Origin of the sequence: Streptomyces netropsis (genome assembly GCF_014203545.1) — a bacterium.
In the GTDB taxonomy this organism is placed as follows: Bacteria; Actinomycetota; Actinomycetes; order Streptomycetales; family Streptomycetaceae; genus Streptomyces; species Streptomyces netropsis.
Window position 1 is genome coordinate 72,231 of the sequence record NZ_JACHJG010000015.1, and the last position, 23,935, is coordinate 96,165.

At 72.8% G+C, this 23,935-nt stretch carries 17 protein-coding genes, 1 pseudogene and 1 riboswitch; of the genes and pseudogenes, 6 read left to right on the plus strand and 12 right to left on the minus strand.

All coding sequences use genetic code 11. The features are described from left to right. Positions 1–33 precede the first annotated feature (33 nt). Positions 34–1,170 carry a ferrochelatase gene (locus FHS38_RS29005; protein WP_184738543.1) on the minus strand — a complete coding sequence of 379 codons (1,137 nt, stop codon included), beginning with the start codon at positions 1,168–1,170 and terminating at the stop codon, positions 34–36. 151 nt (positions 1,171–1,321) lie between these two features. Here FHS38_RS29005 and FHS38_RS29010 point away from each other — a divergent pair, with 151 nt between their 5' ends. Together FHS38_RS29010 and FHS38_RS29015 are read left to right on the plus strand one after the other, a co-directional pair. Then, on the plus strand, positions 1,322–2,596 hold the full coding sequence (locus FHS38_RS29010) for an MFS transporter (protein WP_184738545.1): 1,275 nt from the start codon (positions 1,322–1,324) through the stop codon (positions 2,594–2,596). Continuing rightward, entirely contained in the window at positions 2,553–3,875 is a 1,323-nt protein-coding gene (locus FHS38_RS29015; RefSeq protein ID WP_184738547.1) for a D-arabinono-1,4-lactone oxidase, read from the plus strand. Before FHS38_RS29010 ends, FHS38_RS29015 begins: the two co-directional genes overlap by 44 nt. Here the strand turns inward: FHS38_RS29015 and FHS38_RS29020 are convergent. After that, positions 3,864–5,018 carry a hypothetical protein gene (locus tag FHS38_RS29020; protein WP_184738550.1) on the minus strand — a complete coding sequence of 385 codons (1,155 nt, stop codon included), beginning with the start codon at positions 5,016–5,018 and terminating at the stop codon, positions 3,864–3,866. The genes FHS38_RS29015 and FHS38_RS29020 overlap by 12 nt on opposite strands. Positions 5,019–5,367: 349 nt before the next feature. On the opposite strand from FHS38_RS29020, the gene sepH reads away from it, so the two are divergent. Then, a complete protein-coding gene (sepH, locus tag FHS38_RS29025) occupies positions 5,368–6,447 on the plus strand; it encodes a septation protein SepH (protein ID WP_184738552.1) in 1,080 nt (359 codons plus the stop codon). A gap of 173 nt (positions 6,448–6,620) precedes the next feature. Here the strand turns inward: sepH and FHS38_RS29030 are convergent, their stop codons facing one another. Beyond that, positions 6,621–7,460 carry a sulfurtransferase gene (locus FHS38_RS29030; protein ID WP_184738554.1) on the minus strand — a complete coding sequence of 280 codons (840 nt, stop codon included), beginning with the start codon at positions 7,458–7,460 and terminating at the stop codon, positions 6,621–6,623. Positions 7,461–7,727: 267 nt separating this feature from the next. On the opposite strand from FHS38_RS29030, the gene FHS38_RS29035 reads away from it, so the two are divergent. Beyond that, positions 7,728–8,531, plus strand: a complete 804-nt coding sequence (locus tag FHS38_RS29035) for a VOC family protein (protein WP_184738556.1) — start codon at positions 7,728–7,730, stop codon at positions 8,529–8,531. Here the strand turns inward: FHS38_RS29035 and FHS38_RS29040 are convergent. The 4 genes from FHS38_RS29040 to FHS38_RS29055 all read right to left on the minus strand — a co-directional run bounded on the left by FHS38_RS29040 (position 8,506) and on the right by FHS38_RS29055 (position 14,207). Further along, the gene (locus FHS38_RS29040) at positions 8,506–9,189 is read right to left on the minus strand and encodes a thymidine kinase (protein WP_184738558.1); all 684 of its coding nucleotides are present in this window, start codon (positions 9,187–9,189) and stop codon (positions 8,506–8,508) included. The two genes, FHS38_RS29035 and FHS38_RS29040, sit on opposite strands and share 26 nt — an antisense overlap. Positions 9,190–9,250: 61 nt before the next feature. Beyond that, positions 9,251–10,459, minus strand: coding sequence for an alkaline phosphatase family protein (locus FHS38_RS29045; protein ID WP_184738560.1), 1,209 nt, complete (start codon positions 10,457–10,459; stop codon positions 9,251–9,253). Next, on the minus strand, positions 10,459–11,046 hold the full coding sequence (locus tag FHS38_RS29050; protein ID WP_130881792.1) for a DUF5998 family protein: 588 nt from the start codon (positions 11,044–11,046) through the stop codon (positions 10,459–10,461). Before FHS38_RS29050 ends, FHS38_RS29045 begins: the two co-directional genes overlap by 1 nt. A 359-nt stretch (positions 11,047–11,405) precedes the next feature. Then, the gene (locus FHS38_RS29055) at positions 11,406–14,207 is read right to left on the minus strand and encodes a bifunctional acetate--CoA ligase family protein/GNAT family N-acetyltransferase (protein WP_184738562.1); all 2,802 of its coding nucleotides are present in this window, start codon (positions 14,205–14,207) and stop codon (positions 11,406–11,408) included. Positions 14,208–14,415: 208 nt separating this feature from the next. Here FHS38_RS29055 and FHS38_RS29060 point away from each other — a divergent pair, with 208 nt between their 5' ends. Then, positions 14,416–14,697, plus strand: a complete 282-nt coding sequence (locus tag FHS38_RS29060; protein WP_130881794.1) for an HPr family phosphocarrier protein — start codon at positions 14,416–14,418, stop codon at positions 14,695–14,697. 187 nt (positions 14,698–14,884) lie between these two features. Here FHS38_RS29060 and FHS38_RS29065 read toward each other — a convergent pair whose 3' ends face one another. From FHS38_RS29065 to FHS38_RS29080, 4 genes and pseudogenes are all read right to left on the minus strand, one after another. Next, the gene (locus FHS38_RS29065; protein ID WP_229822794.1) at positions 14,885–15,592 is read right to left on the minus strand and encodes a GntR family transcriptional regulator; all 708 of its coding nucleotides are present in this window, start codon (positions 15,590–15,592) and stop codon (positions 14,885–14,887) included. Positions 15,593–15,859: 267 nt separating this feature from the next. Beyond that, positions 15,860–16,663: a M23 family metallopeptidase gene (locus tag FHS38_RS29070; RefSeq protein WP_184738566.1), complete on the minus strand. Its 804-nt coding sequence runs from the start codon at positions 16,661–16,663 to the stop codon at positions 15,860–15,862. A gap of 13 nt (positions 16,664–16,676) precedes the next feature. Further along, positions 16,677–16,830: riboswitch (cyclic di-AMP (ydaO/yuaA leader) on the minus strand. Positions 16,831–17,107: 277 nt separating this feature from the next. Beyond that, on the minus strand, positions 17,108–18,475 hold the full coding sequence (locus FHS38_RS29075) for a M16 family metallopeptidase (protein ID WP_184738714.1): 1,368 nt from the start codon (positions 18,473–18,475) through the stop codon (positions 17,108–17,110). 44 nt (positions 18,476–18,519) lie between these two features. Continuing rightward, a pseudogene (locus FHS38_RS29080) lies at positions 18,520–19,869 on the minus strand (M16 family metallopeptidase). Positions 19,870–20,107: 238 nt separating this feature from the next. On the opposite strand from FHS38_RS29080, the gene FHS38_RS29085 reads away from it, so the two are divergent. Beyond that, positions 20,108–22,570: a DNA gyrase/topoisomerase IV subunit A gene (locus FHS38_RS29085; protein ID WP_184738568.1), complete on the plus strand. Its 2,463-nt coding sequence runs from the start codon at positions 20,108–20,110 to the stop codon at positions 22,568–22,570. Positions 22,571–22,577: 7 nt separating this feature from the next. Here FHS38_RS29085 and FHS38_RS29090 read toward each other — a convergent pair whose 3' ends face one another. After that, entirely contained in the window at positions 22,578–23,714 is a 1,137-nt protein-coding gene (locus FHS38_RS29090; protein ID WP_184738715.1) for a CobW family GTP-binding protein, read from the minus strand. Positions 23,715–23,935 lie beyond the last annotated feature (221 nt).

Genomic DNA, 23,935 nt, shown 5'->3' on the forward strand with positions numbered 1-23,935 from the left:
TGCTGATCGCTCGCGGGCGGGGCCCCGCGGCGGCTATGCGTACGGACTGTCGGCGCCCGCGGCGGCGGGGCGCGGGGCGCGGGCCGGGCAGCAGCCGACGGGGCACAGGTCGTGGCCCGGGCCGAGGGCGCCCAGCGCGCAGCGCTCGGGCGACCGGCCGCGCTCGGTGGCGGCGCGCTCCAGCACCAGCTCGCGGACGGCGGCGGCGAAGCGCGGGTCCGCGCCCACGGTGGCGGCGCGGGCGACGGGCAGCCCGAGGTCGGCGGCCTTGGCGGTGGCTTCGGTGTCGAGGTCGTACTTGACCTCCATGTGGTCCGAGACGAAGCCGATCGGGACCATGACCACACCGGGGACCCCGGCGCCGTGGGCGCTCTCCAGGTGGTCGCAGATGTCGGGTTCGAGCCAGGGGATGTGCGGGGCGCCGCTGCGGGACTGGTAGACGAGCTGCCAGGGGTGGTCGACGCCGGTCTCCTCGCGGACCGCCTCGGCGATCAGCCGGGCGACGTCGAGGTGCTGGGCGACGTACGCGCCGCCGTCGCCGTGCCCGGCCACCGGGCCGGAGGTGTCGGCGGCGGCGGTCGGGATGGAGTGCGTGGTGAAGGCGAGGTGTGCCTGTTCCCGTACGCCCTCGGGCAGCTCGGCGAGCGCCGCCAGCGTCGCGTCGACCATGGGGCGGACGAAGCCGGGGTGGTTGAAGTAGTGGCGCAGTTTGTCGACGCGCGGCGGCGTCAGGCCCTCCGCCTCCAGGGCGGCGAGGGCGTCCGCGAGGTTCTCGCGGTACTGCCGGCAGCCGGAGTAGGAGGCGTAGGCGCTGGTGGCCAGCGTCAGGACGCGGCGGTGGCCGTCCTGCGTCAGCCGGCGCAGGGTGTCCGGCAGATACGGCGCCCAGTTGCGGTTGCCCCAGTAGACCGGCAGGTCCAGGCCGTGGTCGGCGAAGTCCTTGCGCAGGGCGTCGAGCAGCTCACGGTTCTGGGCGTTGATCGGGCTGACGCCGTCGAAGAGGAAGTAGTGCTGCCCGACCTCCTTGAGCCGCTCGCGGGGGATGCCCCGGCCGCGGGTCACGTTCTCCAGGAACGGCACGACGTCGTCCGGGCCCTCGGGTCCGCCGAAGGACAGCAGCAGCAGGGCGTCGTAAGGGGAACACGGGGCAGCGGGGCTCTGATCCGACATGCGTCCGATCCTGCCACCCGGCACTGACAGGCAGGAAATGGCCGTGCGTCGCACTCATGTACGGCGTAAGCTGTATCGGCCACTTACATCCCTTACGCCCAGCGCGCCCTCCTCCAGCCGCCCCTGGCCGTCCTTTCTCGCGGAGTCACCCTTGCCCAGTCCCTACCGCGCGATATTCGCCGCCCCCGGCGCCAAGGGCTTCTCCACCGCCGGCTTCTTCGGCCGGATGCCGCTGTCGATGATGGGCATCGGCATCGTCACGATGGTCTCCCAGCTCACCGGCCGCTACGGGCTGGCGGGCGCCCTCTCGGCGACGCTCGCGCTGTCGGCAGCCGTGCTCGGCCCGCAGATATCCCGGCTCGTCGACCGGCACGGGCAGCGCCGGGTGCTCCGCCCGGCGACGCTGGTGGCGCTCACCGCGGTCGCGGGGCTGCTGATCAGCGCGCAGCAGGGGTGGCCGGACTGGACGCTGTTCCTCTTCTCGGCCTGTGGCGGCTGTGTGCCGAGCGTGGGCTCGATGGTGCGGGCCCGGTGGGCGGCGATCTACCGGGGTTCGCAGCGGGAGCTGCACACCGCGTACTCCTTCGAGTCCGTCGTCGACGAGGTGTGCTTCATCTTCGGGCCGATCCTGTCGATCGGTCTGTCCACGGCGTGGTTCCCGGAGGCGGGCCCGCTGCTGGCCGGCTGCTTCCTGGCCGTCGGCGTCTTCTGGCTGACCTCGCTGCGCGCCACCGAGCCCGAGCCGCATCCCCGCGACCACCACGGCGACGGCTCCGCGCTGCGCTCGCGGGGGCTGCAGGTGCTGGTCGCGACCTTCGTCGCCACGGGCGCCATCTTCGGCGCGGTGGACGTGGTGACGGTGGCGTTCGCCGAGGAGGAGGGCCACAAGGCCGCGGCGAGCGTGGTGCTCGCGGTGTACGCGCTGGGCTCCTGCCTGGCGGGCGCGGTCTTCGGCCTGCTGCACCTGAAGGGCGACCCGGCCCGCCGCTGGCTGCTGGGCGTCTGTGCGATGGCCGTGAGTATGATCCCCCTCCAACTGGTCGGGAACCTGCCGTTCTTGGCCGTGGCGCTCTTTGTCGCGGGCCTGTCCATCGCGCCGACGATGGTCACCACGATGGCCCTCGTCGAACAGCATGTACCGCGCGCGAAGCTGACCGAGGGCATGACCTGGACGAGCACCGGGCTCGCGGTCGGGGTGGCGCTCGGGTCGTCGGCCGCCGGCTGGGTGGTCGACGCCGCGGGGGCCGGGGCGGGGTACACGGTGGCCGGCGTGTCGGGGGTGCTCGCGGCGGCGGTCGCGTTCCTCGGGTACCGCCGGCTCCGGCCGGCGCCGCAGCGGGTGGGGGCACCCATGCCGCAGGCAAGGGGAGGGTCTGTCGCAGATGACGGAGCGGACGACGGGAACGAGCAGCAGCGCGTGGCGTAACTGGGCGGGGAACGTCACCGTCCGGCCGGAACGGACCGCGGCCCCGGCCTCCGCCGAGGAGCTGGCCGCCCTGGTCGCCGAGGCGGCCGCCGAGGGCCTGCGGGTGAAGGCGGTCGGCACCGGTCACTCCTTCACGGCCGCCGCGGCCACGGACGGGCTGCTGATCCGCCCCGACCGGCTCACCGGCGTGCACGCGATCGACCGCGCCGCCGGGACCGTGACGGTCGCCGCGGGCACGACGGTCAGGCGGTTGAACGAGACGCTGTCCGCACACGGCCTGTCGCTGGCCAACATGGGCGACATCATGGAGCAGACGGTCTCCGGGGCGGTCAGCACCGGCACCCACGGCACGGGCCGCGACTCGGCCTCGCTGGCCACCCAGATCACCGGCCTGGAACTGGTGACGGCCGGCGGCTCGCGGCTCACCTGCTCCGCGAGCGAGAACGCGGACGTCTTCGCCGCGGCCCGGCTGGGGCTCGGCGCCCTGGGCGTGATCACCGCGATCACCTTCGCGGTGGAGCCGGAGTTCCTGCTCAGAGCACGTGAGGAACCGATGCCCTTCGACCGGGTGACGGCCGAGTTCGATCAGCTGATCGCCGAGAACGAGCACTTCGAGTTCTTTTGGTTCCCGCACACCGACAGCTGCACCACCAAGCGCAACAACCGCAGCGCGGGCCCCGCGGCGCCGCCCGGTCGCGTCGGCGGCTGGGTCGAGGACGAGCTGCTGGCCAACGGCCTCTTCCAGGCCGTCTGCACGCTGGGCCGGGCCGTCCCCGCCGCCGTCCCCGGCATCGCCAAGGTCGCCGGCCGGGCCCTCTCCGCCCGTACGTACACCGACGTCGCCTACAAGGTCTTCACCAGCCCGCGCCGGGTCCGCTTCCTGGAGATGGAGTACGCGCTGCCGCGCGAGGCCGCCGTGGCGGCGCTGCGCGAGTTACGGGCGATGATCGAGCGCACGGGCCTGCGGATCGGCTTCCCGGTGGAGGTGCGCACCGCCCCGGCCGACGACGTGCCGCTGTCCACCGCCTACGGGCGGGACACCGCCTATCTCGCCGTGCACACGTACCGGGGCACCCCGCACCGGGCCTACTTCACCGCCGCCGAGCAGATCATGACGGCCCACGGCGGACGGCCGCACTGGGGGAAGCTGCACAGCCGTGACGCCGCCCATCTGGCCGGGGCCTATCCGCGGTTCGCGGAGTTCGGCGCGCTGCGGGACCGGCTGGACCCGCAGCGCGTCTTCGGCAACGACTACCTGCGGCGTGTCCTAGGAGCCTGAGCCCGCGCCGGCCGCGGCGTTCTGCTGCCCCTGGGGCGGCGGGGGCGTCTGACCGCCGCCGCCGGCCGCGCCACCGGTGGTGGTGCCGTCCTTGGCGCCGTCGTCGCCCTTGCCGCTGTCCGGCGTGCCGCTGGGCTCGGTCGGCGGGGTCGGCTTCGGGGTCGGCGTGGAGCCTCCGCCGGAGGACGGCGAGGTCTGCGGGTCCGGCGACGAGTGGTCCGTACCGCCGCCGCCCTGCCGGGAGGAGTCGGGGGACGGGGACGACCCGCCGGTGCCGCTCTCCTGGCCGCCGCCGCCCTGCGAGTGGCCCGGGTCGGGCGTCTGCGAAGGCGTCCGGTCGGGCTTCTTCTCCGGCTTCTGCGGCTGGAAGATCTGGCCGACCGTGGTCCCGCCGCCGCCGTCCGCACTGGAGCCCTGGACCAGTTCCACGGCGGTCACCGTGCCCATGGCCAGGACGAAGACGGCACCGGCGGCCAGCAGCGGGCGCTTCCAGCCGCGCAGCCGGGTGCCGTGGGTCGTGCCGTCGCTGAACGTGTCATTGAACGGGTCGCTGAACGGGGCGCTGAACGTGTCGGCATGCTGATCGGGGTGCGGTTCGGAGCCTGCGCCGGAGTGCGCCCCCGCGTGCGCCCCGGCTCCCGCCGAGGGGCCCGCCTGGTGCAGCGCCTGACTCGCGTCGATCTCCGGCAGCATCTGGGTCGCCTCGGCCTGCCGGAGCAGCCGCGTACGGTCCGGATCCGGCATCCCGGGCCGGCCCCTGTCGGCCGCGGGCATGACGGTCGTCGCGTCCGCGTCACGCCCGGACCAGCCGTTATGCCCTTCGCCGCCCGCTCTGCCGGCCGCGTTCTCGATGGCTCGGCCGGCGTCCCGCACGGGGACCTGGCGCAGCTTCGGCTTCGCCGCCTGGACCGTCGCCTCGGTGATCTTCTCGCCGGTGCGCTTGAACAAGTGCTGGAAGATCGTGCCACCGGTAGTGGCGACCACGCTGACGACACCGGCACCGATAATCGTCCCGTATACACCGAGCTTGCCCGCGAGCAGCGCGGCGATGCACGCCGCCAAGGCGCTGCCGGCTACCTGCGCGACGCTCAGCTCCAGACGCTTGTTCTTCGGTTTTGCCTCGCTTTCGCCTTTGTCGTCCATCTCCAGCCTCTGTGTAGCCCTTTCATTCCTTCTGACAGACAGGACAGACTTCCGAGCGTAACGAACAGTTCCGATTCGGGCGATTGTGTGAACCTCGCCACCTATGGGACAGCCGTACACACGAAGGGGCGCACTCAACTCCCTTGTCGGGGGTGAACTTCGATGGCGCGCCGATCCACCCCCAGTGGCCCAAATGGAGTACTGTGGCGAGCCCTGGCCCCGGTTATCCCGTCCGGCTGCCCGGACCCAACGGGAGGGGCCCAGGCGGCACTCGCCCCGTCAACTCGGCAATGTTGTGGCAGGCTGCACCCGGGCAGGCCACACTCGACTAGCGGAAGCAGCGACGCACGTGACGTCGGCAGGCACCACCCGGGAGGTCCCCATGCCCGAACTGCGTGTCGTGGCCGTCTCCAACGACGGCACACGGCTGGTGCTCAAGGCTGCGGACAGCACGGAGTACACGCTTCCCATCGACGAGCGCCTGCGCGCCGCGGTGCGCAACGACCGTGCCCGTCTGGGACAGATCGAGATCGAGGTGGAGAGTCATCTCCGCCCGCGAGACATCCAGGCCCGTATACGTGCGGGTGCCTCCGCCGAGGAGGTCGCGCAGCTCGCCGGCATCCCGGTCGAGCGTGTCCGCCGCTTCGAGGGCCCCGTACTGGCCGAGCGCGCGTTCATGGCCGAGCGGGCCCGCAAGACACCCGTACGCCGCCCCGGCGAGAACACCGGCCCGCAGCTCGGTGAGGCCGTGGCGGAGCGGATGTCCCTGCGCGGGGCCGAGAAGGACACCGCGCAGTGGGACTCCTGGCGCCGCGACGACGGCACCTGGGAGGTCCTCCTCGTCTACCGCGTGGCCGGTGAGCCACGCGCCGCGAGCTGGACGTACGACCCGCCCAGACGGATCGTCCAGGCGATGGACGACGAGGCGCGGGCCCTCATCGGCGAGACCGATGACACGCCCGAGCCGAGCTTCCCGTTCGTCCCGCGTATCGCCCGGCTGCCCCGCGACAGACCGCTGGACCGGTCACTGGACCGGCAGCAGCTGACTCCCCCGCCGTCGGACGCGGACAGCGCGCCCCCGGCCGAGGAGACGGTCAAGGAGCGGGACACCCTGACGAGCCTGCTCGAAGCGGTGCCCAGCTTCCGTGGCGACATGGTGGTGCCCGAGGCACCGTCGTCGGCTCCCGCGGCCTCGGCCGAGGCACCGCCCGAAGAGGCGGAGGCCGCCGAGCCGCCCGCACCGGCGGCGAGCGCCGGTGCCGCGTACGCGGATGTGCTGATGCCGCGGTCGGTGGCCGGCCACCGGGACCGGCTGACCGGCACGACGGACCGTCAGGCGGAGGCGGACGGCGTCCGGCCGGGCCGCCGGGCGGCGGTACCCAGCTGGGACGAGATCGTCTTCGGCACCCGCCGCAAGAAACAGGAATGAGCCGACCGCGGTGAGCCGCCGTCATCTCCCCAGCTTCGATGGGGGAGATGACGGCGGCTCACGCGCTCGCTCACCCACATGGCCGCCGCCCGATCGGCTCGTTTCCCCCACGGGGATCCGTCGTCCGCTTCAGCGGCCGCCAGGCTTATTTTCAGCCAGCAGCGAGGGGGCGGTCAGCCCGGCTGAGGGCCCGTCGCCACGGGACGCTTCTCATCCGCCGTCCACTCGCTCCAGGAGCCGATGTACAGCGCCGCCGGGATCCCGGCGACCGCGAGGGCCAGCACCTGCTGCGCCGCCGACACACCCGAGCCGCAGTAGACGCCCACCTCCGTGTCCGCCGTGGCGCCCAGCTCCGCGAACCGCCGGCTGAGCACCGCCGCGGGGTGGAAACGGCCGTCCTCGGCCGCGTTCTCGCTCGTCGGGGCTGACACCGCGCCGGGGATGTGGCCGGCGACCCGGTCGATCGGCTCGACCTCGCCCCGGTAGCGCTCCCCCGCCCGCGCGTCCAGCAGCAGCCCTCGCCGGGCCAGCGCCGCCGCGCCGTCCGCGTCGAGGAGGATCGGCCGCGCGCCGGGCTCGGGGACGAAGTCGCCCTCCGCCACCGGCGGGATCTCCTTGGTCAGCGAACCGCCCCCGCGCGTCCAGGCGGCGAGCCCGCCGTCGAGCACCCGTACGGCCGGGTGTCCCGTCCAGCGCAGCAGCCACCAGGCGCGGGCCGCCGCCCAGCCGAGCCCGCCGTCGTAGACGACGACCTCACGGTCCCGGCTCACCCCGGCCCGTCGCATCGCCGCGCCGAACGCGGCGATGTCCGGCAGCGGGTGACGGCCCGTCTCCCCCGGTGCCCCGGCGAGCTCGGTGTCCAGGTCCACATAGACGGCGCCGGGCAGGTGCCCGGCCTCGTACTCCGGGCGGCCGGAGGGCCGGCCGTGCTGCCAGCGAATGTCCAGGAGGGTCGGCGGCCCGTCTCCGGCCGCTGCGCTCGCGAGTTGGTCTGCGGTGATGATGGCGTCCATGTCCGCCATTCTGGCGTAGACGGCGTTGCGCCGAATGGCCCTCTGGCCAGACCGCGCGAAGCTGATCGATACTGGACGCCCCTGACGCCGAAACGGATGCGCAGCGCGAAATCGGGCATTCTCCTGCGGGAACTCGGGGAATCCGGCGCGGCCGGGGGGTACGTCACCACAGGTGGTGCAAGCATCTGGTCGGGCCCCGTCCCATCCAGAGCGCCACCGACCGGCGCGGGCGCGCGGCCACCACGATGGTCCGAGGAGAGAGTGACGATGACCGAGGTATGGGGGTCCCCCCAGCAGAGCAAGGGGGAGGCTCGGCACACCCCAGGCACCCCATGCTGGACAAGCCTCCTGGTGCACGATCTGGAGGCTATCCAGGACTTCTACAGTGGTCTGTTCGGCTGGAGCTACTACAGCCCCGGACCACGCCAACTGGGCCCGTACGTCCGTGCGACGATCGACGGCCGCGATGTGGCCGGGATCGGCGAACTGCTGCCCGACCGCCATCTGTCGACCACCTGGACGACGTATCTCGCGAGCGACGACGCGGACGCGACCGCGGAGTGGATCCGCTGTTCCGGCGGCACGGTGGGCGTCGGCCCGCTGACCGCGGAGGACGCGGGGCGGCTCGTGCTCGCCTCCGACCCGGCGGGCGCGCCCTTCGGCGTCTGGCAGGGCCAGGAGCTGGTGGGCCCCGCGCTGGTGGGCGTGCCGGGCACGCCGGTCTGGCATGAGCTGATCACCTATGAAGCGACCGCCGTCGTGAAGTTCTACCAGGCCCTCTTCGGCTACGAGACGGTGTCGGCCGACGCGTTGGACACCGACTACCTCACCCTGCTCGTGGACGGCCGTCCGGTCGCCGCCGTCCACGGTGTGGGGGCCGCCCTGCCACGTCGCCGGGGCCCGCACTGGATGACGTACTTCGAGGTGACGGACACCGATGCCGCCGCCCGGCGGGCGAGCGAGCTCGGCGGCCGGGTGCTGCTGCCGCCCCAGGAGGGGCGGACCGGCCGGGTGGCCACGGTCGCGGACCCAGAGGGGGCCGTCTTCACACTCCTACGGACGACGCGTTAGCGGCCTCGTCCACGGGGTCCAGCGGCAGGACGTCGGGCGACAGCGCCGCGGCACGGGCCGCGGCGGCCGTCAGCCGGCGGCGGTGGTGACGGCGGCACAGCACCTCGTAACCCACCACGGTCTCCGGCTGGTTGACGTCGCCCACGACCACCTGCGCGCCTTCGACGACCATCTGTCCGCCGACCGTACGGGCGTTGTGGGTGGCGCGCGCGCCGCACCAGCAGAGCGCCTCGACCTGGAGGACCTCTATCCGGTCGGCGAGTTCGACCAGGCGCTGGGAGCCGGGGAAGAGCCGGGTGCGGAAGTCGGTGGTGATGCCGAAGGCGAAGACGTCGAGTTCGAGGTCGTCGACGATGCGGGCCAGTTGGTCGACCTGCTCCGGGGCGAGGAACTGCGCCTCGTCGGCGATGACGTAGTCCGCGCGGCCGCCGGCGGAGATGTGGCCGACGATGTGCGCGTAGAAGTCGAAGCCCTCGCCCGCCTCGACGGAGTCGGTGACCAGACCGAGCCGGGAGGACAGCTTTCCCTCACCCGCGCGGTCGTTCTTGGTGTAGATCATCCCTTGGAGTCCGCGGGTCGAGCGGTTGTGCTCGATCTGCAGAGCGAGGGTGCTCTTTCCGCAGTCCATGGTTCCGGAGAAGAACACCAGCTCGGGCATGGGAAAGCCAATGCCTTTCATTTGTCTCGGTCGTCGGCGGGCGGGCGGTGGGGCGGGTCGGTCAGGTGCGTACTTCGAGGAGCGGCACGAGCTGCTCGACGGGCGTCATGGAACCGTGCAGCCCGACCATCGCGGACTCGTTCGGCTCGGTCTCGGACGCGACGATCGCGATGTCGTCGCGGGCCGCGGCGACGACATCGCCGATCCGGGCGTACACCCGGTCGTCGACGCCCTCCCCGGGCGGTCCGAACCAGCCGGCCTCGATGGCCTCGTCGCGGCCCGCCACCCACATCTGCTCGCCGAGCACCTCGCGCCACACGGCGAGCACATCGTTGGCGGCACCGGGCACGGCGTACACATGGCGGGCCCGGGCCTCGCCGCCGAGCAGGGCGACCCCGGCGCGCAGCTCCCAGTCCTCGTCGAAGTCGATGCGCGACTCCGGGTCGAAGGGGATGTCGATCATGCCGTGGTCGGCGGTGACGTACAGCGCCGAGCGGGGCGGCAGCTGCTCGGCGAGCCGCTGGGCGAGCCGGTCCACGTACATCAACTGGCCGCGCCACTCGTCGGAGTCGACACCGAAGCGGTGCCCCTTGCCGTCGACCTCGCTGTAGTAGGTGTAGACGAGCGAGCGGTCGGCGGCGGCGAGCCGGTCGGCCGCGAGGTCCATCCGGTCCTCGCCGGAGAGCCGGCCGTGGAAGGTGCCGCCGCTCAGTGCGATCTTCGTCAGCGGGGTGTGCTGGAAGTCGGGTGCGGAGACCTGGCAGGTGTGCACCCCGGCGGCGTCCGCGAGTTGGAAGACGGTCGGGTACGGCTGCCAGACGTGCGGGTCGGTCCACGGCCGCCAGCGGAGCTGGTTCATCAGCGCTCCGGTGGCGGGGTCGGCGACGGTGTAGCCCGGCAGGCCGTGGGCGCCGGGCGGCAGACCGGTGCCCACCGAGGCCAGCGAGGTGGCGGTGGTCGACGGGAAGCCCGCGGTCATGGGCTCGCCGGTGCCGTTCATGGACGTGGCGAGCAAGGAGTGCAGGAACGGTGCCTCCGCCGGGTGGGCGCGCAGCAGCTCCCAGCCGAGACCGTCGATGAGGAAGACGCAGACCCGGTCGGCGGACGCGAGGTCCATGCCGGCGGGCAGGCCGGGGACGCCCATGCCGGACGCGATGGTGGGCAGCAGATCGGCGAGCGAGCCGGTGCCGTAGCGCGGGAGCGGGGCGGAGCGGGGGTCGAGCGGGGCGGGCTCGTGCCAGGCGGAGCCCGCCGTCGTCAGGTGTGCCATCAGCGGGCGGTGGCCGCGGTCGCCTCGGAGAGCGCCTGGGCGAAGGCCAGGGTCTGGCGGACGGTGTCCGGACCGTCGCCCGCCTCGCTGACGCGCAGGCTCAGGTCGTCGGCGGTGGACGAACCGGTGTAGCCGTGGTCGGCGTCGCAGTTGGGGTCGCCGCAGGCGGCGGGCTCCAGGTCGATCCGGGAGACCGCGCCCCAGCCGATGGTGAGGACGACCTCGCGCGGCAGGGTGCCGGGGGTGTACGACTCGGGGTTGGCGACGACGCGGCTGAGCACGACCGAGGAGATCCGGCCGATCTTCACGGACTCGGTCGAGGTGGTGGCGTACGGGGACGGCGACGTGGCGTCGGCGGCCTGCTCGTCGGTGTGGCTGACGATGAAGCGGGTGCCGGTCAGGACGAGGACCGTGACATGGCGGCGGACCTCGTTCGAATCGAAGGTCGTCTCCTGGTGGACCAGGTACGAAACGACCGGCTCCCCGCCCACGGCGGCCTCCACCGCCTCGGCCACGAGGGCCGGGTAGTAGCCGCTGCGCTCGATCGCCGCGCGCAGCCCCTGGGTGGTCGTACCGGTCTTCGCCATACGCCCATCCTACGGGGCGTACGGGGTCGCCTTGGCGCTTGGCCTTACCGGGCCCCTGGGGGTCCGAGGTCCGCGGCCGGCTCGGTCCGGTCCCCCTTCACGCCGCGTCGCGCGGGCGGGCGGATCGTTCGACTGCGGGTCGTCTCGGCCGCCTGCGGCGGCGAGCCCCCTGCGGGCGCGTCCTCAAGCTCCCCCGGCTACCGCTGGGAGGTACCCCCAGCGGGCTGGTTCGGGCTGAGCTCAGCCTCCAAGCACGTCCGGCGTCCGAGGACACGGCACAGCAGCCCGTCCGGCGCTTGAGGACACCGCCGCGCAGCGGGGGTGCGCCCACCACGGCCCGCAGAGCGGGTCGTACCGCGTCAATACGCGGGCAGGCTGCGCGGGCCGAGATCGGTGCGGGCCGGGGGCGGGGCGAGGCGTATGGCCGCGCCGAGTACGTGGACGCCGTGCGGCGCGACGATCACGGGCTCCAGGTCGGCGCCCACGACCTCGGGGTGGTCGTCCACCAGACGCGAGACGCGCAGCAGCAGCTCTTCGAGGGCGCCGGTGTCCACGGGGGCGGAGCCGCGCCAGCCGAAGAGCAGCGGCGCGGTACGGATCGAGCGGATCAGCTCGGCGACGTCCCGGTCGGTCGCGGGGACGAGGCGGTGGGCCGTGTCACCGAGCAGCAGGGAGGGCGCCCCCGCCAGCCCGAAGGAGAGCACCGCGCCGGCCGCGGGGTCGATCGCGGCCCGTACGACCGTGTCGACGCCGCGCGGGGCCATCGACTGCACCACCAGCCAGCTCTCCTCGGGCTTGCCGAGCAGCTCGGTCAACTCCGCGTAGGCCCTGCGCAGTTCGCCTTCGCCGCCCAGGTCGAGCCGGACGCCGCCGAGGTCGGCGCGGTGGCGCAGGTGCGGGGCGGTGGGCTTGAGCGCCACGGGGAACCCGAGCCGGTGTGCCGCGCGGACGGCGCTGTCGGGGTCGGGCGCGGGCAGGGCGGGCAGCACGGCGATGCCGTACCGGGCGAGCAGCCGCTGGGTGTCGGCGGCCGACAGCGTGACGGCCCGGGCGCCGCCCGGCGGTGCGGAGGCCGCGCCGTGAGCGGTCAGCAGCACGTCGATGTCGGCGGCCGCGCCGGCCTCGTCGATGTCGTCGTACTCGGGCACCCGGCCGGGCTCCGCGAGCTGCCGCCGCCATCGCGCGTAACGCGCGGCCTCGGCCAACGCCCGCACGGCGCGCTCGGCCGCGGGATAGGCGGGTATCCGCACGGCGGGCGAGCCGCCGACGGGGCCGGGCGTCCGCTCCGGCTCCCCCGGGGGCGCCCCGGGGTCGGCCGCCAACGCCTCGGCGAGGCCCTCGATCTCCAGGTGGACGACGGTGACGGGCTTGGCGGCCGGGGACTTCGCGACGGCTTCCCGCAGGGCGGTCGCGAGGTCGGCGGCGGAGGTGTCGCCCACCCAGGGGATCGCGGTGACCACCACGGCGTCGCTCCCGCCGTCCGCCAGGGCCTCGGCGAGGGCCGCGCGGAAGTCGGCGGGCCCCGCGGCCGTCGTGAGGTCGCGCGGGGGCAGCGGGCGCAGGCCCTCCGTGAGGCAGGCGTCGTAGGTGAGGAGGGCGAGCGACTCGGAATTGCCGAGGATGGCCACCCGCGGGCCGGCCGGCAGCGGCTGGGAGGCGAGGAGCAACCCGGCGTCGGCGAGCTCGGTGACCGTGTCGACGCGGATGACGCCCGCCTGCCGCAGCAGGTCGGAGACGGTGGCGTCGGGGATGCGGGTGGTGGGGACGGCGTGCCCGGTGGGGGCCGCGCCGCCGTGGCGGGCGCCCTTGACGACGACGACCGGCTTACGGGCCGCGGTGCGCTTGGCGAGGCGGGTGAACTTCCGGGGGTTGCCGATCGACTCCAGGTACATGAGGGCGACGTCGGTGTCCGGGTCGTCGTGCCAGTACTGGAGGAAGTCGTTGCCGGAGACGTCGGCGCGGTTTCCCGCGGAGACGAAGGTGGAGACGCCGACCAGCCCGGCGGCGCGCCGGTGCAGTCCGGCGAGCAGGGCGATGCCGATCGCGCCGGACTGGCTGAACAGCCCGAGCCGCCCGGCCGCGGGCAGCTCGGGCGACAGGGAGGCGTTGAGCCGGACGCCATCGGCGGTGTTGATGAGGCCGAAGGCGTTGGGGCCGATGATGCGCATGCCGTACGAGCGGGCCTGGCGGACGAGTTCGCGCTGGCGGGCGCGGCCGTCGGGGCCGCTCTCGGCGTATCCGGCGGAGAGGACGACGAGGCCCTGGACGCCGTGCTCGCCGCACTCGGCGACGACGGACGGCACCGCGGCGGCGGGCACGGCGACGACGGCGAGGTCGACGGGGTCGGTGATGTCGAGGACCGAGCGGTGGGCGGGGACGCCCTCGGGCTCGAGGACGGAAAGCCCTTCGGGGAAGGCCCGGTTGACCGCGTGCGTCCGCCCGGTGAAGCCGCCGGCCAGCACATTGCGCAGGACGGTGCGGCCCATGCCGCCCGCCTCGCGGCCCGTGCCGATGACGGCGACGGAGCCGGGGGCGAGGAGGCGCTGGACGGAGCGGGCCTCGGCGCGCTGCTCGCGGGCCCGCTGGACGGCGAGGGACCGGTCGGTGGGCTCGAGGTCCAGCTCGAGGCGGACGACGCCGTCCTCGAAGCTGCGCTTCTGGGTGTAGCCCGCGTCCGTGAACACCTTGATCATCTTGGAGTTGGCGGGCAGCACCTCGGCGGCGAAGCGCCGGATGGAGCGCTCGCGCGCGACGGCCGCGATGTGTTCGAGCAGGGCGGAGGCGACACCGCGGCCCTGGTGGGCGTCCTGGACGAGGAAGGCGACCTCGGCCTCGTCGGCGGGGGCGGTGGCGGGCATGCCCCGGGCGTCGATGCGGTCGTAGCGGACGGTGGCGATGAACTCGCCCCCGACGGTGGCGGCCAGGCCCACCCGGTCGACGTAGTCGTGGTGGGTGAAGCGGTGCACGTCCCGGTCGGAGAGCCGGGGGTAGGGGGCGAAGAAGCGGTAGTACTTCGACTCGTCCGACACCTGTTCGTAGAAGCTGACCAGGCGGCCCGCGTCGTCGGAGGTGATGGGGCGGACCTGGGCGGTGCCGCCGTCGCGCAGCACGACGTCGGCTTCCCAGTGGGTCGGGTACGCGTGCTCGGACGGCGTCTGCATGGGGCCAGCGTACGACCGGGGACCGACAACGGTTCGGCTCGCACCCCCGGCGGCGAGGGGGCAGGGTAGGGCTGTTGTCACCCGGGGGGGCGACCGGGGTGTCACGCGAGGTGTCGCCCGAGGCGTCGTGGGGAGCACCACACCGGAGCACCGCCACCCCCGTGAGACACTGGTCTAGACAACCAATAGCGACTTGAAGGGCAACACCATGGTTGAGCGCCGCGTCAACGTCGGCTGGGCCGAGGGCCTGCACGCCCGTCCCGCGTCGATCTTCGTCCGTGCGGCGACGGCCGCCGGCGTCCCCGTGACGATCGCCAAGGCCGACGGCAGCCCCGTCAACGCCGCGTCGATGCTGGCCGTGCTGGGCCTGGGCGCCCAGGGCGGCGAGGAGATCGTCCTCGCCACCGAGGCGGAAGGCGCCGAGGCCGCGCTCGACCGTCTGGCCAAGCTGGTCGCCGAGGGGCTCGAGGAGCTCCCGGAGACCGTCTGATTCACCGCGCTTCGCGCGTGGCGGGGCCGCGGCGGCCGATCGGGGCCGTCGCGGCCCCGCTCTTTTGTTTTCTGTGGACACGTTGTTGTTTCGTGCGGACACGTTTGTTTGTGCGGGCGCACGAGGCCGCACCCCGGAATTACCCGGCCCCTCGCCCGTCGATGGCGCCTTGAATAGCGGATTCTTGTTAAGAGCGAGCGCTCACCGTGTTTACGGATTGTTTCGGATTTCGCACGCGCCCGGTCCGTCCCACGCGCACCGCCCGCCGCAGCCGGTATTCACCCGGCGGCCGGCCTGCCCGCGCCTCGGCCAGCGCCCGGGCCCGCTCCGCGTCGCCCCGGGCGACGGCGTCGACGAGAGCCCCGTGGGCGTCCCAGATCTCGACGGGCCGCAGGGGGGTCTCCGGTGCGTAGACCCAGGCGATCTTGAGTCGTAGCTGGGTGAGCAGCGCGGCGAGGCTGGGGCTGCCGGAGGCGTGGGCGAGCGTCTCGTCGAACCAGTCGCCCAGGGGGCGCAGTTCTGCCGTACGGCCGCCCCGGGCGCGCTCCTGCCCCAGCCTGACCAGTCCGCGCAACACCTTCAGATGGGCCTCCGTGCGGCGCTGAGCGGCGCGTGCGGCGCCGAGCGGCTCCAGCAGGGCGCGGACGTCGAGCAGATCGGCGGCCTCCCGCTCGGTGGGTTCGGCGACACAGGCCCCGGCGTGCCGACGGGTGGTCACGAACCCCTCGGAGGCGAGGGTGCGCAGGGCTTCGCGCACCGGCACCCGGGAGACGCCGTAACGGCGGGCCAGTAACTCCTCGATGAGTCGGCTGCCGGGCGGGTGGACCCCGGAGACGATGTCGTCGCGGATCGCCGCGCACACGGCGTGCGCGGAAATGCGGCTGCCTTCTCGCACTGCGTCGCCATTGCCGGTCACGTGGGGCCCCGCATCAGTGAACCTCCGCCTTAATCCCCGCGAAACGCGGCCGATTGACGTCTGTTCGGCGACTCTATTGCAATGCCGTGCGATTTCCGATGGGAGACCGGAATCCATGGCTATTTTTTGGCCAACGCGCCGGTCGGTGCGCCCGGTCGACGCTCCGGACCGACACGAAGGCCCCGGCGGGAGCCAGGGCCTTCGTGAAGAAAAGTGTGTGCGGGACTGCCGCCCCGGACGCGTCGATCAGATGCCGACGCCGTGCGCGCGCAGGTAGGCGACGGGGTCGATGTCGGAGCCGTAGTTGGCACCCGTACGGGCCTCGAAGTGCAGGTGCGGGCCGGTGACGTTGCCCGTGGCGCCCGAGAGGCCGATCTGCTGGCCCGCGGTGACCGTCTGGCCCGCGGAGACGCTGAGCGACGACAGGTGGCCGTACTGGGTGTAGGTGCCGTCGTTGTGCTTGATGACGACGTTGGTGCCGTACGCGCCACCGTCGCCGGCCTCGACGACGGTGCCGCCGGCGACGGACTGCACGACGGTGCCGGTCTCGGCGTGGAAGTCGACGCCGGTGTGGCTGCCGGAGGACCACAGGCCGCTGGAGGCCTTGTACGAGGTGGAGACGTAACTGCCGTCGATCGGGGAGACGTAGGCGTTGAGGCGCTTGCGCTCCTCGTCGCGGGCGGCGCGCTCCTTCTCGGCACGCTCGGCCTCGGCCTTGCGCTTGGCCTCGTCCGCGCGCTGCTTGGCGTCCGCGGCCTTCTGCTTCGCGTCGGCCTCCGCCTTCAGCCGCGCCTCGGCCTCATAGGCGGCGCTCTGCTGGGTGTCGGCCTGGGCGTCGATCCGGTCGGCGGTCTCGTCACCCATGACGACGGCCTGGGTGAGGCCGGTGTCCTGGACGCGCGGAGCGTCGTCGGTGGCGGCGATCGCCGGAGCGGCGAAGCCCGCGACCACACCGGTGGCGGTGAGCGTGGCGATGCCCGCCACGTTCGCGCTCACGCGGACGGCGCGGCTCGGACGACGATGCTTGCCAGTGGCACCTATGAACGCCATGGGGGTGGCCAGTCCTTTCCTTCCTTCTCGCCTACCGGGTTAGCTGACGGGTTCGGAGCAGGAAGGTCTCCTACGGTTCCCTCCGGAAAGGGACCCGATTCACCCCAGGGACTGTGGGTCCCCGGCTCCCCTGGCTCGCGCCATTGGGGACTCGGCGATGACTGACCGGTGCCGCGGATGCGACTCACATCTGACGGTCAGCCGGACTGACGCTAATCGGGGTGCGATTCGATCGACAAACAGAACGGAGGTTTTGTGTCGTACGCCACACGCCAGACATGCAACCTCTCCTTCAAATCGGACATAAGGGAGGCACGCGAGCCTCGTTGGTCTCGCGTGCCTCCCTTATGCGCTTATCGACGGACCAGTTGACCACGGCGAGCGGGTGCCGCCGGGTGCGACCGACTACGACCGACTGCCACCGTCAAGGGCTCCGACGTGCCGTCAGCCCTGGACGACCGTCACCTGTCCGATGCCCAGCGCCTTGACCGGCTCCAGGATCTCCGCGGCGTCACCGACGAGGACCGTCACGAGGCGGTCGGCCGGGAACGCGCTCACGACGGCCGCGGTGGCCTCCACGGTGCCCGTCTCCGCGAGGCGCTCGTACAGCCGCGCCTGGAAGTCGTCCGGGAGGTACTGCTCGACCTGGTCGGCGAGCGTGCCCGCGACAGCGGCAGCCGTCTCGTACTTGAGCGGGGCGACGCCCACGAGGTTCTGCACGGCGACGTCGCGCTCGGCGTCGGTCAGCCCCTCGGCGGCCAGGGTGCGCAGCACGGTCCACAGGTCGGCCAGCGCCGGGCCGGTGGACGCGGTGTCCACGGAGCCGCTGATGGCGAGCATCGCGGCGCCGGTGCCGTCGGGCGCCGAGCGGAGCACCTGGCCGAAGGAGCGCACGCCGTAGGTGTAGCCCTTCTCCTCGCGCAGGACGCGGTCCAGGCGGGAGGTGAGGGTGCCGCCGAGGCAGTACGTGCCGAGCACCTGGGCGGGCCAGACGCGGTCGTGCCGGTCGCCGCCGATCCGGCCGATGAGGAGCTGGGTCTGCACCGCGCCGGGGCGGTCGACGATCACGACGCGGCCGGCGTCGTCCGCGGTGATCGGCGGTACGGGCCGGGGCTCGGCGGAGGAGCCGGTCCACGCACCGAGGGTGTCGGCCAGCGCCTTGTCGAGGTCGACGTCGGTGAAGTCGCCGACGACCACGGCGGTCGCCGTGGCGGGGCGGACGTGCGCCTCGTAGAAGGCGCGGACGGCCGCGGCGTCGATGCGCTCGACGGTCTCCTCGGTGCCCTGGCGGGGGCGGGACATCCGCGACTCGGCGGGGAAGAGCTCCTTGGAGAGCGCCATGGCGGCCCGGCGGGCGGGGTTGGCCAGCTCGTGCGGGATCTCGTCCAGCCGGTTGCGGACGAGGCGCTCGACCTCGCCGTCGGGGAACGCGGGGGCGCGCAGGGCGTCGGCGAGCAGGCCGAGAGCCTTGGGCAGCCGGGAGGCCGGGACCTCCAGGGAGACCCGGACGCCGGGGTGGTCGGCGTGCGCGTCGAGGGTGGCCCCGCAGCGCTCCAGCTCGGCCGTGAACTCCTCGGCGGTGTGCTTGTCGGTGCCCTCGGACAGGGCGCGCGCCATGATCGTGGAGACGCCGTCGAGCCCCTGCGGCTCGGCGTCCAGGGGCGCCACGAGGTTGATCTCGACGGCGACGACCTGCTGGCCGGGTCGGTGGCAGCGCAGCAGGGTGAGGCCGTTGGGCAGCTCACCGCGCTCGGGGGCCGGGAAGGCCCACGGGGTGGCCTCGCCGGGCTGGGGCCGGGGGTGGAACTCCATCGAAGGGCCTGCGGTCTGCGTGCTGCTCGCGGGTGCGGCGTCGCTCACTGGGCCGTCTCGCTTTCCGTTGCGTTTCCTGCGTTCTCGTCGGCCTCGGGGGCGGTCGGCTCGTACACCAGCACGGCGCGGTTGTCGGGGCGCAGCCGGGCCGCGGCGACCTCCCGCACCTCCTCGGCGGTGATCTCCAGGACGCGGTTGACCGCGCTGAGGGCGAGCTGCGGGTCGCCGAACAGGACCGCGTAGCGGCACAGTTCGTCCGCGCGACCGCTGACCGTGGAGAGCCGGTCCAGCCACTCGCGCTCCAGCTGGGCCTGGGCGCGCTCCATCTCCTCCGGGGTCGGCCCCTCCGCGGCGAAGCGGGCCAGCTCCTCGTCGACGGCGGTCTCGATGGCCGGGACCTCGACGCCGCCGGACGTCTTGACGTCCAGCCAGCCGAGCGAGGGGGCGCCGGCGAGCCGCAGCAGGCCGAAGCCCGCGGCGACGGCGGTGCGGTCGTGGCGGACCAGGCGGTTGTGGAGCCGGGAGGACTCGCCGCCGCCGAGGACGGTGAGGGCGAGGTCGGCGGCGTCGGCCTCACGGGTGCCGTCGTGCGGCAGGCGGTAGGCGGCCATCAGGGCACGGGAGGGGACCTCCTCGCGCACGACCTCGCGCAGCTACTCGCCGATGACGTCGGGAAGGGCGCCGTCGCGCGGCGGCTGCTTGCCGTCGTGGGCGGGGATGGAGCCGAAGTACTTCTCGATCCAGGCGAGCGTCCGCTCGGGGTCGATGTCGCCGACGACCGACAGGACGGCGTTGCCCGGGGCGTAGTACGTGCGGAAGAAGGCGCGCGCGTCCTCCAGGGAGGCGGCGTCCAGGTCGGCCATCGAGCCGATCGGGGTGTGGTGGTACGGGTGGCCGTCGGGGTAGGCCATCGCCGTCAGCTTCTCGAACGCGGTGCCGTAGGGCACGTTGTCGTAGCGCTGGCGGCGCTCGTTCTTGACGACGTCGCGCTGGTTCTCCATCGACTCCTCGTCGAGGGCGGTCAGCAGCGACCCCATCCGGTCGGCCTCGAGCCACAGGGCCAGCTCCACCTGGTGGGCCGGCATGGTCTCGAAATAATTGGTGCGCTCGAAGCTGGTGGTGCCGTTGAGCGAGCCGCCCGCACCCTGCACCAGCTCGAAGTGGCCGTTGCCCTTGACCTGCGCCGAGCCCTGGAACATGAGGTGCTCGAAGAGGTGGGCGAGGCCGGTGCGGCCCTTGACTTCGTGGCGCGAGCCGACGTCGTACCAGAGGCAGACCGCGGCGACCGGGGTCTGATGGTCCTCGGAGAGCACCACCCGCAGGCCGTTGGCCAGGCGGTGCTCGGTCGCTGTCAGGCCGCCGGTACCGGCCTGTTGCGTGGCCGTGTGACCCATGGGCATGTACGTCCCTTCGATCGCTGGAAAAATCCCGCGCCGTCCCGCGGCGTCCGCCGCGGCGACTAGCGTGATGAACAGTTCTGTCACTGTATGCAAGCGCGCTGACATCTGGCGAAGTTCCCGTCACGGTGCGCTCTTACGGACGGGTCGCGGTCGGCGTTGTCAGTGGCGCGGTCCACAATGGTCGGCGTCAGACCCCCCACCTCGGCAATCGATCGAAGGAGCCGCAGCCGCGATGGCCCGCCGCAGCACGAAGACCCCGCCGCCGGACGACTTCGAGGAGCGCATCCTCGACATCGACGTCGTCGACGAGATGCAGGGCTCCTTCCTCGAGTACGCCTACTCGGTCATCTACTCGCGCGCTCTGCCCGATGCCCGGGACGGGCTCAAGCCCGTCCAGCGCCGCATCCTGTTCCAGATGAACGACATGGGGCTGCGCCCCGAGCGTTCGTACGTGAAGTGCGCCCGCGTCGTCGGCGAGGTGATGGGCAAGCTCCACCCGCACGGCGACGCGTCCATCTACGACGCCCTCGTGCGCATGGCACAGCCGTTCTCCATGCGGGTGCCGCTGGTCGACGGGCACGGCAACTTCGGTTCGCTGGGCAACGACGACCCGCCCGCCGCGATGCGGTACACCGAGGCCCGCATGGCCGCGGCGACGTCACTGATGACGGAGTCGATCGACGAGGACACCGTCGACTTCACGCCGAATTACGACGGCAGCGAGCAGGAGCCGGTGGCCCTCCCGGCCGCCTATCCGAACCTGCTGGTCAACGGCGCGACCGGGATCGCGGTCGGCATGGCGACGAACATGCCGCCGCACAATCTGGGCGAGGTCGTCGCCGCCGCCCGGCACCTGATCAAGCACCCGGGCGCCGACCTCGACACCCTGATGCGGTTCGTCCCGGGTCCGGACCTGCCCACGGGCGGCCGGATCGTCGGGCTGAGCGGCATCCGGGACGCCTACGAGACCGGCCGCGGCACCTTCAAGATCCGTGCGACCGTCGCCGTGGAGAACGTGACGGCCCGCCGCAAGGGCATCGTCGTGACCGAACTCCCCTTCACGGTGGGTCCGGAAAAGGTGATCGCCAAGATCAAGGACCTGGTCGGCTCGAAGAAGCTCCAGGGCATCGCCGACGTCAAGGACCTCACCGACCGTTCCCACGGTCTGCGCCTGGTCATCGAGGTGAAGAACGGCTTCAACCCGGAGGCCGTGCTCGAGCAGCTCTACAAGCTGACGCCGATGGAGGAGTCCTTCGGCATCAACAACGTCGCGCTGGTGGACGGCCAGCCGTTGACGCTGGGCCTCAAGGAGCTGCTGGAGGTCTATGTCGACCACCGCTTCGAGGTCGTGCGCCGTCGCAGCGAGTTCCGTCGTGGCAAGCGGCAGGACCGGCTGCACCTCGTCGAGGGCCTGCTGGTGGCCCTCATCGACATCGACGAGGTCATCCGAATCATTCGATCGAGTGAGAACGCGGCGCAGGCCAAGGAGTCACTCGTCGCGCGCTTCTCGCTCTCCGAGGTGCAGACGCAGTACATCCTCGACACCCCGCTGCGCCGCCTGACGAAATTCGACCGCGTGGAGCTGGAGTCGGAGCGCGACCGGCTCACCGGCGAGATCGAGGAGCTGACCCGGATCCTGGAGTCCGACGCCGAGCTGCGCAAGCTCGTCTCGGGCGAACTGGCGGACGTGGCGAAGAAGTTCGGCACCGACCGTCGCACGGTACTGCTGCAGTCGGCGGGCTCGCCGGTATCCGCCGTGCCGCTGGAGGTCGCGGACGACCCGTGCCGGGTGCTGCTGTCCTCCACCGGGCTGCTGGCCCGTACGGCCAGCGCCGAGCCGTTCGCGCACGAAAGCGACCACGGCGAGGTCAAGCGCGTCAAGCACGACGTGATCGTCTCGGCGGTCCCGGCGACCGCGCGGGCGGACGTGGGGGCGGTCACCTCGGCCGGCCGGCTGCTGCGGCTGCCGGTGATCGACCTGCCGCAGCTCCCGGAGACGGCGTCGGCGCCGAATCTGTCGGGCGGCGCGCCGGTCTCGGAGTTCCTGTCGCTGGAGGACGGCGAACGGATCGTCTGCCTCACCACCTTGGACGAGTCCTCACCGGGGCTCGCGATCGGCACGGAGCAGGGCGTCGTCAAGCGCGTGGTCCCGGACTATCCGGCCAACAAGGACGAGCTGGAGGTCATCGGCCTCAAGGACGGCGACCGCGTCGTCGGCGCGGTGGAGCTGCGGACGGGCGAGGAGGACCTGGTCTTCGTCACGGACGACGCCCAGCTGCTGCGCTATCCGGCCGGGCAGGTACGGCCCCAGGGGCGGCCCGCGGGCGGCATGGCGGGGATCAAGCTGGCCGACGGGGCGAAGGTGATCTCCTTCACAGCCATCGACCCGGCGGGCGACGCCGTGGTGTTCACCGTGGCGGGCGCGCGCGGCACACTGCTCGGCGCCTCGGAGACGACGGCGAAGCTGACGCCGTTCGACCAGTACCCCCGCAAGGGGCGGGCCACGGGCGGTGTGCGCTGCCAGCGGTTCCTCAAGGGCGAGGACTGCCTGGTGCTGGCCTGGGCGGGCGCGTCGCCGGCCCGCGCCGCGAACGCGGCCGGAACCCCCGTCGAGCTGCCGGACCTCGACCCGCGCCGCGACGGCTCCGGCGTGCCGCTGGCGAAGCCGGTGGCCGTCGTGGCGGGGCCGGTGTAGCCGCCGGTCAGCCCTGCGCGTACCGCAGGACGCCCCACATGCCGTGTTCGTCGGCGGTGGCGGCGTCCTGCGGATCGGTCTCCCGGCAGGTCGCGAGCTCGCACCGCAGCGCCTCGGCGTCGATGCCCGAGCCGATCAGCACCAGCTGGGTGAGGCGCTGCGCGCCGCGCGCCCAGGGCGCCGGGTAGAAGCGCAGGAAGCGGCCGACGGCGTGCACCGCGTACCGGTTGCGCGGGTCGGCCGCCCCGAAGTGGACGTAGCCCTTGATCCGGTAGAGCCCGTCGGGCCTGTTGTCGAGGAACGCCATGAGCCGGCGCGGGTTCATGGGTTCCTCGGCGGTGAAGGAGGCACTCTCGTACGCGGCGTGCAGATGCGCCGCGTGGGTGTGACGGCCCTGGCAGTCGTGCGCGTGGCAGTCGTGCGCGTCGTCTTCGCCGCCGGTGTCGTCGTCGCTGTCGGCGTACAGGTCCTCGAAGGAGAGCTGGCCGATCGTCTCGGTCCTGGGCTTGCGGTCGAAGAACAGCTCCGGGTCGACCCGGCCGTGCGAGGCGGGGATCACGGCCGTGCCGTCGCAGAGGCCGCCGAGCGTCTTGCGCACCCGGCCGAGCTCCGCCTCGGCCACCCGGTCGGCCTTGTTCAGCACGACGAGGTCGGCGAGGGCGAGGTGCCGGTCGATCTCGGGGTGCCGGTCCCTGGTGGCGTCGAATTCCGCCGCGTCGACGACCTCGACCAGTCCGCCGTACACGATGTGCGGGTTCTCGCTGGCGAGGATCATCCGGACCAGTTCCTGCGGCTCGGCCAGCCCGCTCGCCTCGATGACGATGACGTCCAGCCGGGCCGAGGGCCGGGTGAGCTTCTCCAGGAAGACGTCCAGCTCGCTCGCGTCGACCGCGCAGCACAGGCAGCCGTTGCCGAGCGAGACGGTGGAGTCGACCTGCCCGGCGATCGCCATGGCGTCGATCTCGATGGAGCCGAAGTCGTTGACGATCGCGCCGATCCGGGTGCCGCCGCTGTGCCGCAGCAGATGGTTGAGCAGGGTGGTCTTCCCGGAGCCCAGGAAGCCCGCGAGGACGACGACCGGGATCTGGGGACCTGCGGGCCGAGCGGGGCCACCGGCTGCGAGGGCCCCGATCGGGTGATCCATGTCGGCGGCGTCGGCCGCGTTCTCGTCGTTGTCCGGGTCGTTCGCCGTGCTGTCCGTACTGGCCGTGCTGTTCAAGGGGGTGGCGCCTCCATCACGCGTAGGGAGCGGCGGTGTCCGGCTTCCGCGCCGGGCGACTGGTCCGTACGCGGTCCGGGCACCGTCCACCCGCCCCAGGATATGAGCGTGCCGGCGGGTCCGGCCCGCAGCCCGTCCCCCGCCGG

What these genes read in the sequence shown, in the direction of transcription:
- FHS38_RS29020 (WP_184738550.1), bottom strand. Translation starts at nt 5,018, where the DNA reads ATGGACGACAAAGGCGAAAGCGAGGCAAAACCGAAGAACAAGCGTCTG.
- FHS38_RS29040 (WP_184738558.1), bottom strand. Translation starts at nt 9,189, where the DNA reads ATGCCCGAGCTGGTGTTCTTCTCCGGAACCATGGACTGCGGAAAGAGC.
- FHS38_RS29070 (WP_184738566.1), bottom strand. Translation starts at nt 16,663, where the DNA reads ATGGCGTTCATAGGTGCCACTGGCAAGCATCGTCGTCCGAGCCGCGCC.
- FHS38_RS29075 (WP_184738714.1), bottom strand. Translation starts at nt 18,475, where the DNA reads ATGGAGTTCCACCCCCGGCCCCAGCCCGGCGAGGCCACCCCGTGGGCC.
- FHS38_RS29015 (WP_184738547.1), top strand. Translation starts at nt 2,553, where the DNA reads ATGACGGAGCGGACGACGGGAACGAGCAGCAGCGCGTGGCGTAACTGG.
- FHS38_RS29030 (WP_184738554.1), bottom strand. Translation starts at nt 7,460, where the DNA reads ATGGACGCCATCATCACCGCAGACCAACTCGCGAGCGCAGCGGCCGGA.
- FHS38_RS29085 (WP_184738568.1), top strand. Translation starts at nt 20,108, where the DNA reads ATGGCCCGCCGCAGCACGAAGACCCCGCCGCCGGACGACTTCGAGGAG.
- FHS38_RS29055 (WP_184738562.1), bottom strand. Translation starts at nt 14,207, where the DNA reads ATGCAGACGCCGTCCGAGCACGCGTACCCGACCCACTGGGAAGCCGAC.
- FHS38_RS29090 (WP_184738715.1), bottom strand. Translation starts at nt 23,714, where the DNA reads ATGGATCACCCGATCGGGGCCCTCGCAGCCGGTGGCCCCGCTCGGCCC.
- FHS38_RS29050 (WP_130881792.1), bottom strand. Translation starts at nt 11,046, where the DNA reads ATGGCGAAGACCGGTACGACCACCCAGGGGCTGCGCGCGGCGATCGAG.
- FHS38_RS29060 (WP_130881794.1), top strand. Translation starts at nt 14,416, where the DNA reads ATGGTTGAGCGCCGCGTCAACGTCGGCTGGGCCGAGGGCCTGCACGCC.
- FHS38_RS29035 (WP_184738556.1), top strand. Translation starts at nt 7,728, where the DNA reads ATGACCGAGGTATGGGGGTCCCCCCAGCAGAGCAAGGGGGAGGCTCGG.
- FHS38_RS29005 (WP_184738543.1), bottom strand. Translation starts at nt 1,170, where the DNA reads ATGTCGGATCAGAGCCCCGCTGCCCCGTGTTCCCCTTACGACGCCCTG.
- FHS38_RS29045 (WP_184738560.1), bottom strand. Translation starts at nt 10,459, where the DNA reads ATGGCACACCTGACGACGGCGGGCTCCGCCTGGCACGAGCCCGCCCCG.